The organism is Paenibacillus sp. FSL L8-0333 (genome assembly GCF_037965665.1).
Classification (GTDB): domain Bacteria; phylum Bacillota; class Bacilli; order Paenibacillales; family Paenibacillaceae; genus Paenibacillus_AQ; species Paenibacillus_AQ odorifer.
Window position 1 is genome coordinate 6,047,274 of the sequence record NZ_CP150186.1, and the last position, 14,071, is coordinate 6,061,344.

The 14,071-nt window shown below is 46.5% G+C and carries 11 protein-coding genes; 2 read left to right on the forward strand and 9 right to left on the reverse strand.

The window, feature by feature from the left end:
• Positions 1 to 148: 148 nt before the first annotated feature.
• The 6 genes from NYE72_RS26915 to NYE72_RS26940 form a co-directional block, all read right to left on the reverse strand.
• Positions 149 to 1,207, reverse strand: coding sequence for an ABC transporter substrate-binding protein (locus NYE72_RS26915; RefSeq protein ID WP_076104183.1), 1,059 nt, complete (start codon positions 1,205 to 1,207; stop codon positions 149 to 151).
• A gap of 47 nt (positions 1,208 to 1,254) precedes the next feature.
• A complete protein-coding gene (locus tag NYE72_RS26920) occupies positions 1,255 to 1,587 on the reverse strand; it encodes a ferredoxin family protein (RefSeq protein ID WP_036680289.1) in 333 nt (110 codons plus the stop codon).
• The gene (locus tag NYE72_RS26925; RefSeq protein WP_076146304.1) at positions 1,584 to 3,191 is read right to left on the reverse strand and encodes an FAD-binding protein; all 1,608 of its coding nucleotides are present in this window, start codon (positions 3,189 to 3,191) and stop codon (positions 1,584 to 1,586) included. Before NYE72_RS26925 ends, NYE72_RS26920 begins: the two co-directional genes overlap by 4 nt.
• Before the next feature lie 24 nt (positions 3,192 to 3,215).
• The gene (locus NYE72_RS26930; protein ID WP_036680293.1) at positions 3,216 to 4,103 is read right to left on the reverse strand and encodes an ABC transporter permease; all 888 of its coding nucleotides are present in this window, start codon (positions 4,101 to 4,103) and stop codon (positions 3,216 to 3,218) included.
• Between the two features lie 35 nt (positions 4,104 to 4,138).
• The gene (locus NYE72_RS26935; protein ID WP_036680294.1) at positions 4,139 to 4,942 is read right to left on the reverse strand and encodes an ABC transporter permease; all 804 of its coding nucleotides are present in this window, start codon (positions 4,940 to 4,942) and stop codon (positions 4,139 to 4,141) included.
• Positions 4,943 to 5,048: 106 nt separating this feature from the next.
• Positions 5,049 to 5,825 (reverse strand): ABC transporter ATP-binding protein, encoded by a 777-nt coding sequence (locus NYE72_RS26940; protein WP_036680296.1) that lies wholly within the window; start codon positions 5,823 to 5,825, stop codon positions 5,049 to 5,051.
• A 326-nt stretch (positions 5,826 to 6,151) separates the two neighbouring features.
• Between NYE72_RS26940 and NYE72_RS26945 the strand changes: the two genes are divergently transcribed.
• Positions 6,152 to 9,268, forward strand: coding sequence for an S-layer homology domain-containing protein (locus NYE72_RS26945; protein WP_339210818.1), 3,117 nt, complete (start codon positions 6,152 to 6,154; stop codon positions 9,266 to 9,268).
• A 430-nt stretch (positions 9,269 to 9,698) separates the two neighbouring features.
• Here the strand turns inward: NYE72_RS26945 and NYE72_RS26950 are convergent, their stop codons facing one another.
• The 3 genes from NYE72_RS26950 to NYE72_RS26960 all read right to left on the reverse strand — a co-directional run bounded on the left by NYE72_RS26950 (position 9,699) and on the right by NYE72_RS26960 (position 12,699).
• Complete coding sequence (locus NYE72_RS26950; protein WP_339210819.1) at positions 9,699 to 9,836, reverse strand: hypothetical protein; 138 nt, start codon at positions 9,834 to 9,836, stop codon at positions 9,699 to 9,701.
• Positions 9,837 to 9,899: 63 nt separating this feature from the next.
• Entirely contained in the window at positions 9,900 to 11,183 is a 1,284-nt protein-coding gene (locus tag NYE72_RS26955) for an ArsB/NhaD family transporter (RefSeq protein WP_036680299.1), read from the reverse strand.
• Between the two features lie 163 nt (positions 11,184 to 11,346).
• The gene (locus NYE72_RS26960) at positions 11,347 to 12,699 is read right to left on the reverse strand and encodes a PQQ-binding-like beta-propeller repeat protein (RefSeq protein ID WP_339210821.1); all 1,353 of its coding nucleotides are present in this window, start codon (positions 12,697 to 12,699) and stop codon (positions 11,347 to 11,349) included.
• A 245-nt stretch (positions 12,700 to 12,944) separates the two neighbouring features.
• On the opposite strand from NYE72_RS26960, the gene NYE72_RS26965 reads away from it, so the two are divergent.
• Positions 12,945 to 14,030, forward strand: coding sequence for an LLM class flavin-dependent oxidoreductase (locus tag NYE72_RS26965; protein WP_339210822.1), 1,086 nt, complete (start codon positions 12,945 to 12,947; stop codon positions 14,028 to 14,030).
• The last annotated feature ends 41 nt before the right edge of the window (positions 14,031 to 14,071 follow it).

Consider the following 14,071-nt stretch of genomic DNA (forward strand, 5'->3'; position numbering starts at 1 on the left):
CTACACCATTAGCTGAGTTAGTTGAACTTAAAAATCACTAAAGGGAGGAGTGGCGGAGTGGCGGCCGAAAATCCAAACATTCACCGCAGTCACTCAATTACCTTTATAGAAGAATCTTAAGTTCGTTTAAAGCAGCCTTTAAGCAACTTTATTTCAACTGCCAATCGCTAATATTGAAGTCTTTTTTCGCTAACTTCTCTTCGACGAGGAAGTTTTTGGTACCTTCCAGCAGCTTTATTCCTTCATCAGTGAACGCAGTATCCTTGATATCACTAATCGGATTCACTTGCTTCGCCAGCTCAGGCGTTGTATCTCCGATTTCAGCCAGAAATTGATAATACTCATCCTCATGCTGCTTCAAGTCTGCCAAGGCCTTCTCTCTAGCTTCGTTCCATGCCTTCGGAAAATCAGGGAATTTCGCCAGATAATCCTCAGACACAACTGTTGCGCTAGAACCAAGCAGATTCGGGTGCTTCGAGGCATCATCTAAGTGAGTGTAGCCTTGGTCAATCAGCTTCAGCGCAGGAACGCCTAGATTTGTTGTAGCATCTACATCTCCACGGGCTAAAGCTGCGGTAGCATCAGGAATGAGCATATGCACGAGTTTGTAGTCGGTTACTCCTTCTTCCTGTAGTAATCCAACAACATAGCGGTGCATGAAGGAGCCCTTTTGAATTGCGATAGTCTTACCTTGCAAATCTTTCACCGTCTTGGGCCCATCCTTCTTGCCGATCAAATAACCGATCGTGTTCGCGGAAGATTGTGAAATCAGACGGGTCTTGGCTCCAGAAGCGTAGGCAATAATAGCAGGTGTATCTCCAAGGCTGCCGATATCCAGCCGACCACTAATCAAGGATTCTGTCTGATCCGGACCGTTTGGAAAGCCAGTAAGCTTCACTTCAGTAATGCCGTATTTCTTCAACTCTTCTTGAATAATCCCTTTATAAAAGCCCCAACCCTCTGCGCCGCCAGGCACATTCAATTTGTTGGAACCGATAAACCCAAAGTTCAATACCGCTGGAACATTGCTCGTGGCCTCTTCTCCCGCCTTCTCCGTATTTGATCCCCCGGAGGCAGATGCTCCATTGCCGCCCGTATTATTTCCGCAAGCCTGAAGCACCAGCATGGCCATCATAATTGTAGTTAAAAGTGCAAAACGAATCTTCCTTGAACGTTTCCCTTGAATCTCTCTGTACGCTTGTTTCATTGTTTCTCCCCCTAGGTTTATGCTATTTATTTAAATCTTAATCAAGCTCAGAACCCTGCCCTCGACGCCAATTTATACATAAAGTCATGGCTTGCTACCGGCTGCCTGCCCTTACCCCAGCCTACTTTTTCACGATAACCGCCAAGTAGTCCCTGCTCCTGAAGTTCCGCTTCTGTCACACCAATAATATTCTCAGAGTCTGGTGCAACGTAGAGAGCATCGACAGGACAATACAGCTCACACATAAAGCAAGTCTGGCAATCGCTCTGCCGGGCAATAACAGGAATGCCATCCTCTACCCGTTCGAAAACATTAGTCGGGCAGACAGATACACATTGGTTGCACTCTACACATCTGGCAGCGCTGATCACCTCAATCACGATAGAACACCCTCCTTAGCCACGGCTTCCGTCTTCACCCATACCTGATCTAATCCGCCACTGATCAAGCGATGATGCTGGCCATGATCTGTATCCTTGAAATCCTCACGCTTATGCATGCCTCTCGTCTCTGTACGAGCAAGTGCAGAATTGTACATCCAGCGGGCTGTTGCGGTCATGGCTTCGGCTTCACGTGCCTTGACCCCTTCTGGTGTGCGTTGAATTTCGCGGCTTCGTTGCTCTTTCCACAATCCATCCAGACGATCTAGTGCAGAAGTCAGCCCTTGTTCTGTCCGGAACAAATTGATGTCATACGGTTTCACCTCAGCCTGTACAGCAGACACATACTCTGCCGTTTGGGCCGCCACTCCCGGCTTCACTTCCTGATGCACCAGTGGTGATGATGATAAGCCGACTGGACTACGCTGCGCAGCGTGCGACCCCAGACTCTGTGCATAGACAGCAGCTCCTTCACCAGCAAAAGAACCTGAAGACATCGCCCACGCCGCATTATGGCTGCCTCCGCCAGTAAAACCTCCGCAAATCAGCTCGCGGGTAGCAGCATCTCCTGCCGCGTAAAGTCCGGGAACACCTGTGCCGCAGCTTTCATCTGTAATATGGATGCCACCCGTCCCCCGAACCGTGCCTTCGAGCCGCAAAGTAACCGGAAACGCATCCTTGAACGGATCAATTCCCTGGCGGTCAAAAGGAAGGAAAAAGTTCGTCTGCGCCACCCGCAGCAGCGGTCTTAAATCCTCTGGTGCCCCATCCAGCTTGGCGTACACCTGATTACCTGCCAACAGATTCCGGGCAATTACAGAACGGCCTTTCTTGGAACCGGCTCCCTCCACAATGCTTCCATCCTCATAATAAAAGCTGGCATAGCTGTAATACGCCGTCTTGGTCACCGAAGAGAACGTAGGGCAGATCGCATAGGCATTGGAGAATTCCATGCCGGACAGATTCGCCCCAGCCTCAGCAGCGAAGAGATAGCCATCTCCGGTCAACACGTTGCAGCCAAGTGCCTTGCTTAGGAAGGCGCAGCCTCCGGTAGCAATGACGACTGCTCCTGCCTGAACAGTCCAGGTTTCTCCACTCTGAGTATGAACTCCAGCCGCTCCAGCTACGCCATGCTCATCCGCCAGGAGTTCCAAAGCTGGGCTGTGATCTAGAATTTTAACGCCTGCCTTTTTCACCAGCCTACGCATTAATTTCATATATTCCGGTCCTTGCAGACTTCTTCGGAATTGATTGCCCTGCTCATCTACAGGGAATGGATAACCGGAAACACCCAGCTTGTTCATATTGGCATAGGTTTGATCCAGCACCCGGTCCATCCAGCGAGATTCAGCCAGCTGACCGCCAAGCGCATAACGACTTGCTTTTGCCTCTTTCCGGAGCTTCTCATCCGGTTTCACATACCAGACCCCCGTTCCCGACGGTGCCGTTGCCCCACTTGAACCGCAGTACCCTTTATCTGCAAGGATTACTTTGGCCCCCTTCGCCGATGCAGTAAGGGCTGCCCACGTTCCTGCCGGACCTCCTCCGATAACGAGCACGTCTGCCACCAAATTCACCGATCCTTTTTTCACCGATCCACTCATATGTTCAAGACCTCCTCAGTTTGTTTAGCCTTCGTAACTATCGCGCCAGAACAGGAACTTTCGTTCAATAATCCGGAACAAGGAATCGATCAGCTTACCGACAATTGCGAAAATAATAATGCCTACGAATACAACCTCCGTATTAGAGTTCTGCTTCGCCTCATTGATAAGAAACCCAATACCTGACTGTGATCCAATAAGCTCTGCTACAACCAAACCAATCCAAGCAACAGCCAGCGACAACCTTAGCCCTAACAAAATTCCGGGCAGCGCCGCCGGGAGTATAAGCCTGCGCAGCTTCTGATAAGGACTGAATCCTAATACCCGAGCTACTTCGAACAATTTATTGTCCACATTGCGGATGCCCATAAACGTATTAATATAGAGCGGAAAAAAAGAGCCTGTCATAATGATCACAACTTTAGATATCTCTCCAAACCCGAACCAGAGAATAATGAGCGGTGCTATAGCCAAATGGGGAACAAGCCTAAGCACTTGTACGCTAGGATCGAGTACATATTCCACACTGCGGAACAAGCCAGTCAGTACGCCGAATAGAAGACCCAACACACCTCCAATAAGAAATCCGATGCCCGCCCTACCCATGCTGACACCCAGATGATGAGTTAACTCTCCAGTAACCAACAAGTCGGTAAAAGCTCTTGCAATCGAAAGCGGAGTCGGCAAAAAGGTTGCTGAGACCAGCCCCGTACTCCCTGCCAGCTGCCAAAGGACTAACGTCACCACCGGGATAATTGCACCCATTCCCCAATCAGAGAGCAAGGGTTTCCATGCAACTTGTATTGCGGGTTTCTTCGGTGTCTTCTTGGATAAAGGAGCTGTGCCGCTGCTATCCAGCGTTTCTCTGGCTCTTTTAGTATTTTTGATAATAGCTTCTACTCCATCGCTCATGGTGCATCCCCCTTTTGTTTAATGAGCGTTCAAGGTTATCCGCGATAACTGTCTTGCCATCTCAACAACCGTCGTTCAATGTAACGGACAATGGAATCACTCAACAATCCAGCTACGGCAAAAATAATAATTCCCACGAACACCACTGGAGTGTCCGCGAATTGACGCGCATCGGACATCATGTATCCAATACCTGAGGTAGATGCAATAAGCTCTGCCACTACTAACCCCAGCCAAGAAAGCCCTAGAGAGAGACGAACTCCAAGAATAATGTTCGGCAGCGCTGCTGGAAGTACTAACCTGCCAATCTGCTTCAACCGGCTGAAGCCAAGTACCCGGGAAACTTCAAATAGCTTGTTATCCACGCCGCGAATTCCCATGAACGTATTAATATAAAGTGGAAAAAAAGCTCCCTTAGCAATCAATAGCACCTTCGACTCCTCACCGATCCCGAACCATAAAATGAACAGCGGTACTACCGCCAGACTGGGAATCATACGGATCATTTGCAAGGAGGGATCTAACAGCTTCTCCGATCTACGGAACAGACCTACGAGAAGTCCTAACAGCAGACCCAGTCCACCACCTAGCAGGAATCCAGAAAAAGCTCTGATCAAGCTGATCCTAAAGTTCGGCCACAAATCGCCTGAAGCCGCTAAAGTTACAAAAGATTCCGCAATCGTATACGGCGTAGGGAACAGCATCTCCGAGATCATTCCATAATGCCCGAGCGTCTGCCACAGAATCAGCACACTGCCCGGCAGCAAAAGACCAAGTCCTAGTGTTGCCACCTTTCCGGGTCTTCCGGAAGTTCTTATGGCTACAGCCCGATTTGTCATACTTTGAACCCACCTTTTTTCAGCTTTACAATCACTTTAAATAAACAGAAAGAGACCCTCGAATAGTAATGCCTTCGAAAGTCTCCATGGGTATGGTCGACCTATTTTATATTCCGGCTCCGTCTGTAAGCTCTAGCTCATCTACCTTTTCAAAATAATTCAACACCTTCAAACGCAGCTCTTGAAAGGAGGTCGTTGTTTTTTTCCGTGGATACGGTAAATCTATCGGTACAATTTTACGTATTTTCCCGGGACGCGGCTCTAGAATCACTACCCGATTCCCCAAGAACACAGCCTCATCAATATCATGCGTCACAAAAATCATGGTTGTTTGGTTAGCCCGCCAAATGTCCAGCAATACCGTCTGCATATGGGCTCGAGTGAATGCATCCAGTGCACCAAACGGTTCGTCCAGCAGCAGTATTTTCGGATTGCGCAGAAGTGCACGAGCTATTGCTACCCGCTGGGCCATCCCTCCCGACAACTCGCGGGGATAAGATTTCTCAAATCCATTTAGCTTCACCAGATCAATCAATTCATCGACCTTCCGCCTAACCTCCTTGTTCCCTAGCGGTAAATCAGAGGCAATATTCTTCTCAACGGTAAGCCAGGGAAAGAGGCGATGCTCCTGAAAAATAAAACCCTTATCGATCCCAGGACCCCCAATCTCTGCCCCTTCCAGGGTGACACTGCCAGTGTACCCGCTATCCAGACCGGCTACGATGCGTAATAATGTACTTTTTCCACAGCCGCTGGGGCCGATGACTGTAATAAATTCGCCCTCCTGTACATGGAGATCTACATTATGGAGTGCTTGAACATGACCACCGGCAGACTCAAAACGTTTATTTAGGTTCGAAATAGACAGCAACGCTTCTCCCACCTTGACCCCTCCTTTAATCTGTATGGACAAAAAAACAGAGGCATTGCGTTTTTACATTCGCAATACCTCTGTAGGAACAGTCGGCAATCATTATTCAAAGTAAATCAATTGGAATTATAATATTTAAAATATCATCGATTTTATAAGCTGTCAACAAAAAACAAGCCCTTTTATGGAACAGAAGTGGAGTTTTTTCTAGTTCATAAGTTAGAAAAGCAATGAATTAAATCACTTTTAGTAGGATGAAAGTATTAAAAAACCTCACTTTTGCGTCGATATAATGAAGTAAGCTTATGACAAATTGGTTCTAAGGAAGGGGCTTTTGCTTGAAAAGCATATCATTAAAATGGGGAGCAACACTTGTTGCCCTTAACACCTTGTTCGGTGGTACTCTCTATGCATCTGCAGCTGAAATCACTCCACCGTTCTCCGATTTAACCGAAATACAACAGACGAAAAGTGCCGCAATCCTCGAGGCTGCTCGTCTAGGCTTGCTTAAAGGCGATCCCAACGGACAATTCAGACCCACTGCGACAATGACTCGCCAAGAGCTGGCAGCCATTTTAGCGAAGACCTTAAAGCTAGATTCCTCAGTAAACTCCACTTCTTCCTTTAGAGACGTATCTGATTCCAGTTGGAGTGTGTCCGCTATTGAGGCTGTTAAAAAGGCAGGATTTATGGAGGGTGATCTTACAGGTGATTTTAATCCATCCAGACCTGTAACTAGAGAAGAGCTTGCAGTTATATTTGTACGTGCCATCCGCGGAACTGGAGCGCAAGGCGGACAGGCCAACAAGGTTAATGACGAATCCACAATCAGCAATTGGGCAAAAGAGTATACCGATGTCGCATTACGTCTTAAACTTATAGACTCTCCCGAAGATATGTTCAGCCCCAAAGGTACTGTTCAGCGGCAGGATATGGCTTCTTTTCTGCTGAATATTTTTAAAGAAGAACAACAAACTGCAACGATCGACAATATAGATGGAGATTTCGTAACGATCAATGGCACGCCTTACCTCATTGAAGGTAAACTCAAAGAATTAATGGGTGATAACAACCATGATGCTTTAAGAGGAGCTGTCCTTAAGTTCAATTCTTTGAATCGTCATGTGGACGGTTTGCAGGAGCTTGAAATTGTACAAAAAGGGGTTCAACTAAATACCTCCGGCTTACCCTCCGGTTCTTTGCTCAATATTTCTGGAAATGATGTTGTTATTAAAGGCAATGTTACCGGTGATTTGAAGATTAAAAATGGCGTTTCGAGTATAACTTTTCAGGGCCAAATTGGGCAGATCATTGTGGATTCTATAACTCCAGTTACTATTCATGGTAGCGGTTCCCTGCAAACCTTAAAAATAGTTGAAGGCGGCGCTAAGATCACCATCGATCCCTCCTTGTCTATTCAAAATCTGCAGTTGCCTGGCAACAGTCTGCCTTCACATTTCATAACAAATTACACAGCCATTCAAGATAATATCCAAACGGTTCAAAATACATCTGGAGCCGTTGCTCCTGCGTATACTTCGTCCACGTCTGCTAACGCCGCCGTGAGCGATCCGACTCCTAAGCCTAATCCGGCACCGACTCCTAGTCCGACTCCGGTGCTGACTCCGAGCCCTACTCCGGTGCTGACTCCTGAGCCTACTCCAGTAGCGACTCCTGAGTCTACTCCGGTAGTGACTCCTAGTCCTACTCCGGTAGCCACTCCTGAGCCTACTCCCGTAGCGACTCCTAGTCCTACTCCGGTGACGACTCCTGAGCCTACTCCGGTCGCGACTCCGGAGCCTACTCCAGTGACGACTCCTAGTCCTACTCCAGTAGCGACTCCTAGTCCTACTCCGGTGACGACTCCTAGTCCTACTCCGGTGACGACTCCTAGTCCTACTCCGGTGACGACTCCTAGTCCTACTCCGGTGACGATTCCTAGTCCTACTCCGGTGACGACTCCTGAGCCTACTCCGGCGCTGACTCCTGAGCCTACTCCCGTAGTGACTCCTAGTCCTACTCCGGTCGCGACTCCTAGTCCTACTCCTACTCCAGTAGCGACTCCGGAGCCTACTCCGGTCGCGACTCCTGAGCCTACTCCCGCAGTGACTCCTAGCCCTACTCCGGCGCCGACTCCGGTGAACCATGCACCAGTCGTGCAAAATAATATTGATCCAATGTCTGCTCTGATCACAAGTGGTGTCCAAAACGTCGACATCAGTAATGTGTTCATTGATCCGGACGGCGACCCGCTTACATTCGCAGCTGCATCCTCTGACGCTAGCGTTGCCACTGTATCTGTAAATGGGAATCATCTCAACCTTGTGCCGGTCGATTCAGGTACAGCCATGATTACAATAACAGCAATGGACGGCCAAGGTGGCGTTAACACTGCTACTTTTGCATTCACTGTAACGTCTAATCAGCCACCAATTGCGATATCTGGAATCACTACTCAACTCTTAACACCAGGTATCACGGCACCACGTACATTTGATCTGGCCCAGCTTTTTCAAGATCCAGACAATGACATGCTTACTTATTCAGCTTCTATAGATAACGTAAATGCTGGTACACTTAGCCTTAATGGCAACACTCTGACGATAACTCCGGCAGCTAATAGTTCAGCGAGTGGTTTAGTGACCCTCACAGCAACGGATGATAAAGGAGGTTCAGCTACCTCAACTTTCACCTTGATTACAGCCCAGCTTGTAAACAACGGCTTTGTGCCAATAACCACCAAGCAAGGTGTATCCAATATTTCCTTCGATATTTCCAAGCTGATTCCTAATCAGAGTCAATTTAAAGTGTATACAGAAAGCAGCACAGGTTCATTGAGCGGACCTGTAACTCTGAATGGAGCTATATGGAATGGTCCTACAAGTCCAGGAACGGTATGGATAGTAGGTTCTGATGGCAAAGCGGTTGTATTATCTATAAGTGTGGCTTCACAGGGTACCTCCGAGCTATTCTTCTCAGAGTATCTGGACGGCGGTGACGGCAGAATCGCAGTTGAGCTGTACTATAAAGGAAATGGTAATCCCGCAGGAAAAGCAGAAGGTTACACCCTTGAAGTCCACCAATTTATGAAAGCCACCCAAACCAAACAGGTTTATTCCCGGCCATTATTTCCTGTACCTGTAGCAATGCCGTATATGTTTATAGATTCTACTTTTGGGGACGCATTTGATTTAATGAATATCTCCTATTACAATGATGAGCTGAGTCTATATAATCCAAAAACATATAATATTACAGCATTAGTACTGAAGAAAAACGGCCAAATCGTGGATGTTCTCGGTGACCCTACCTCTACTCAGCAATTCCTCTCCACAGGTGGAACTATTGTCCGTAAATCTGGTATATACACTGGATCACAGCAGTATTCACTTGAGGGCGAGTGGAATCAATATCCCAAAGGAACTTACCAGTATTTTGGAAGCCATACTCCTTAAACAGCCCTTTCTAATGTAAAAAACAAGCAGGCAGTGAGCCTCCAGATATTGGAGAAACACTGCCTGCTTGTTTATCTGCATTGCGTAGGGTTAAGTCGACTTTGGGTAAACCTCGGAATAACTCCTCCGGATCCCCCCCGTATATTTTAATTACCGAATCTATACCCAATCTTTGATTTAGTTGCATTCTGTACACTTATTTCGTATAAAAAAGGGGTTGTCCTGAATATAACTGTATTCTATACAATTAAAATCCAGAAAAACCACCTTTAGCTGATGAAATCATGAAAATAAGTGTACTGAATACAACTATTTTTCTTAGCGATTTATTCGATGAGTTATAACTGTACAAAATACACTTATATGCCCCCACCGTCACTCCAACCTATGTCTACCGCTTCAAAATCTGCATTTTGCCTCCACTTGTTACTTATACTTCTGCATCTACTCCCTCTACTCCCACTACTTCCTCTACTTCCACCACTTCCTCTACTTCCACTACTTCCACTACTTCCACTACTTCCACTACTTCCACTACTCCTACTACTTCTACTTCTACTTCCTCCACAACTTCTACCGTTTCAAAATATCACTTCAAGCATATCGCTCCCCCGGCTCTTAGTAACGCTGCTTACATCAGATATCTTAAATATAAATACACGCTGGAGATCACAATGGACAACAGCATTAAAGGAAATCCGACCTTCAAATACTTCATGAATGTAATCGGGTACCCCTCTTTTCCTGCCAAACCCGCCACGATCAAATTAGCACTCGCACCAATCAATGTGCCATTGCCACCCAGACAAGCGCCTAAGGCCAAACTCCACCATAACGGCTCCAAATTGCTGATCCCCATATTGCCCATCTCCTGAATCAGCGGGATCATAGTTGCTACAAAAGGGATGTTATCCAGAAATGCCGAGGTAATGGCGCTGACCCATAAAATCATCATTGAGCTCATCAGCACATCACCATTCGTTATTTCAATCGCTTTTGCTGCCAGCTCTGCAATCACACCTGTCTCTACAAGCCCTGACACCAACACGAACAGTCCGATAAAAAAGAAGATCGTAATCCATTCCACGCTGTGAAAAGCTTTTTCCAGCATATGTTCCCCTCCGGTCAGCAGCAGCAGTAAAAATGCACCAGCCAGCGCAACCGTAGCGGACTCCAAATGTAACGCCTGATGTAAAAAGAACCCGGCAATCGTAATTGCCAGTACGATCAAACATTTTCGCAGCAGCTTATGATCCGTAATCATAACCTTCTCATCCATGTCCATGATGCTCTGCTGCAGTTCAGGTGTAGTTTTAATTTGTTTACCGAACATCAATAACAGCAGCGGGATATACGCCAAAACAATGATGATAATCACGGGTGTCAGATTGCTAATAAAAGCCATGAAGGTCAGCTCCTTAACCGCACTGCCAATCATGATATTAGGCGGGTCTCCGATCAAGGTTGCCGTTCCGCCTACATTAGATGCGATAATTTGTGACATCAAAAAAGGCAGCGGATGTATGCGCAGTTGTCTTGTAATACTGAAGGTGACTGGCACCATAAGCAGCACTGTCGTCACATTATCCAAAAAGGCTGAAGCCACTGCGGTAATCACAAACAAAGCAATCAGTATTCTCTTCGGCTTCCCCTTCGCCAACTTGGCTGATTTCACAGCTGCGTATTTAAAAAGCCCCGTCTCAGCGGTAATCCCTACAATCATCATCATTCCTACAAGCAATCCTATAGTATTAAAATCGATGTGCTGCAATGCCGTCTCCTGATCCACAATGCCCATCGCTATCATGACGATAGCTCCTAACATCGCCAGAATGGTACGGTGAATCTTTTCGGAAATAATAAGTCCATAAATCAGCAGAAAAATGCCTATCGCCCAAACCGCTTGCTGTTCCATAATATCCCTCGGTCCTTCTATGTAATTTCGTTAACTTACAGTCTACTCATCCTATAACCTTATTATCATAAAATAGATTTGTATTTTTCGCACTGGGATTGTGGATCATTCCACTAAAAAACGACTCTGCCGGATGTTTATCGGAGAGCCGTTGTGGATTCGATTATTTCATTTTCAGAGCCTGAGGCTCCTTGAAAGCAGTTAACTTCCCTTTACTCTGCACAATAATCATCCCATCCTCCAGCAAGGTTGGGCCGAATACTCTACCTGATGTTTTGAGCTGCACGATCGGTTTGGCGGTAATTAGATCAATAGCAACCAATTTCCCATCGGTCTGGGCAACATACATGCCATGTCCGAGCAGATCGAAGCGGGCAATCGGATTGCTGATTCCTCCGTACTGGAACACAGATTTATTAGACATTTTAACACCATAGATGCTCTGTTCGTTACTAAAAAGAACTCTTCCATCATAAGGACCCGCCGCGTAGGATAACTTAGCTCCGATGGATTCATACGAATAATTATCTCGTGTTACGGCAGCTGGATCAACATTTACTGGGTAGCCATAGACTCCTTTTTGTCCCCCAATATATATCCTGTCCCCAATGATCCAGGCTCTGCCTCCGCTAGTCATATATTCTTCTTCTGGTTTCGGATGATTAGGATCTATATGAGTGGGGTTATACTCTACAGCCTTTATAAGCTTACCTGTCTTCACATCCAAATGATCGAGTGTCGTCAAAGGAAGAGGGTCTACCAATGTAGCTTCCCGTTGTGAGATAAGCGTAGTCCCATCTGCTGCAATCGGAAGACTATGATTACCACTATTCCAAAGCTCTTTACCTGTTGTTCGATCAAACGCATGTAAAATGTCATACGTATACGCTCCGGATTCTGAGTTTTGAGCTAGCACCAGATTTCCCTCAACCATAAATGGTTCAAACAGCATTTCGCTGAAATTATCGCGCCACTGCAACTTGCCATCTTTCAGATTGTAGGCTTGAATATCGCCATTAGCAGCGAATAGCTGCTCTTTATCAATTAACAATTTACTGACACCTTTACTGGTTGCCGATGAGCTCCATTTATTTTTGCCCGTAGCCGCGTTAACTGCATAGATCGTACCTGCCTCCGAAGTGACGTAAGCCACGCCATCCTGATAGAGCAGCGGCGTTGTTAATTTGGAGCCGTATTTCCACATTACTTTTCCAGTCTGGACGTTAATCGCTAAAAGCTGACTCTTTTGAAGGACAAAAGCTTTGCCCGCGCCAACTGCAACAACACCCTTACCCATGATATAATCCGACGGCACATCTTTCAAAGCTGGCAAATCCATTGTTGTTGACCATTCAACCTTCGCAGCAGGCAGGTTTGCATAGTAATCATCACCATTCGAGCCTATAAAAGAGGTGTGTGGATCAACCGCAGCTGCTTGTACCGGATTTACCATAAGCAATACCCCTAAACCAATAACTGCAGTACGAAGATAAGATTTCAATATTGTTCCTCTCACCACCAAACTCCTCCTCATATAAGTAACTGCCTCATTTGGATAGCTTCTTAAAATCAAATATAATAATATTGGACGAGCAGGACATAATCCTTATGGATTATTATTCCATTTTGTCAAAAACAACAGAAGAAATCAAAACATTTACTCACAAACTTACATTTTGTAAGTCATTGTGTTATAATAATCACATTCTCCATACACGGACAGGCTTTAGCAAATATATGAATAACAAGGGGTTTGTGAGCATGAGTAACGAAGCAACCGCAGCACCAGCATCCGATTTTGAATTTGGTATCTATACCTTAGGTGACATCGTAGCGGATTGTCATACTGGGAAGAAGATCAGTCCAAAACAACGTCTCGACGAAGTTGTAGCTGCAGCTAAGCTGGCAGATGAGGCGGGACTTGATGTATTTGGTGTAGGTGAGCATCATCGTCTTGATTTTGTAATTTCTTCGGTGCCAGTGGTGCTGGCTGCCATTTCTCAGGTTACTAACAGAATTAAACTAACGAGCGCAACAACCGTATTAAGCACCATTGATCCTGTACGGGTGTTCGAGGATTTCGCCACACTTGATTTGCTGTCGAATGGACGTGCAGAGATTATTGCGGGGCGTGGTGCTTTTGTGGAGTCTTTTCCGCTCTTCGGGTATGAGCTTGAAGATTATCACCGTCTATTCTCCGAGAATATCAATTTACTCTTGGAGCTTAACAAACATGAAGTTATGAACTGGGAGGGCTCCTTCCGTTCATCGCTGAAGGATTCGGAGATTGCTCCACGTCCATTGCAAGAGAATCTTCCGCTCTGGATTGGTGTAGGCGGTTCTCCAGAAAGCGCGGAGAAGGCCGGGATGCTCGGGACCGGAATGGCTATCGCCATCCTAAGCGGCAGTCCAGAGCCTTTTCAAGAGCTTGCCGCAACCTATCGGCGTGCCGGAATTGAAGCAGGACATCCACCTGAGGATCTAAAGATTGCGATCACTAGCCACGGCTACATTGCTGAAACCTCACAGCAGGCGTTGGATGAATATTACCCTTACTACTATAGTTACCGTAACTCTATCAGTCCAAAACCGGGTCAAGAGTACAAGGTGTCTCGTGATGACTTTGGGCAATATGTATCTGCTGATAACACGATGGCTGTAGGCAGCCCGCAGCAAATTATCGAAAAAATTCTCTATCAGCATGAGCTGTTCGGTCATAGCCGCTTTATGACTCAGCTCGATATCGGCGGCCTTCCTTACGCTAAGGTAGCCAAAGCCATTGAACTTTTGGCAACAGAGGTTGCACCTGTCGTACGGCGCGAGATCGCCAAGAAGAACAGCCGTTAGAATGGAATACCAAAAAGGGGCCCTCAAGCCAACGGCTGAGG

What these genes read in the sequence shown, in the direction of transcription:
- NYE72_RS26935 (WP_036680294.1), bottom strand. Translation starts at nt 4,942, where the DNA reads ATGACAAATCGGGCTGTAGCCATAAGAACTTCCGGAAGACCCGGAAAG.
- NYE72_RS26925 (WP_076146304.1), bottom strand. Translation starts at nt 3,191, where the DNA reads ATGAGTGGATCGGTGAAAAAAGGATCGGTGAATTTGGTGGCAGACGTG.
- NYE72_RS26965 (WP_339210822.1), top strand. Translation starts at nt 12,945, where the DNA reads ATGAGTAACGAAGCAACCGCAGCACCAGCATCCGATTTTGAATTTGGT.
- NYE72_RS26955 (WP_036680299.1), bottom strand. Translation starts at nt 11,183, where the DNA reads ATGGAACAGCAAGCGGTTTGGGCGATAGGCATTTTTCTGCTGATTTAT.
- NYE72_RS26930 (WP_036680293.1), bottom strand. Translation starts at nt 4,103, where the DNA reads ATGAGCGATGGAGTAGAAGCTATTATCAAAAATACTAAAAGAGCCAGA.
- NYE72_RS26915 (WP_076104183.1), bottom strand. Translation starts at nt 1,207, where the DNA reads ATGAAACAAGCGTACAGAGAGATTCAAGGGAAACGTTCAAGGAAGATT.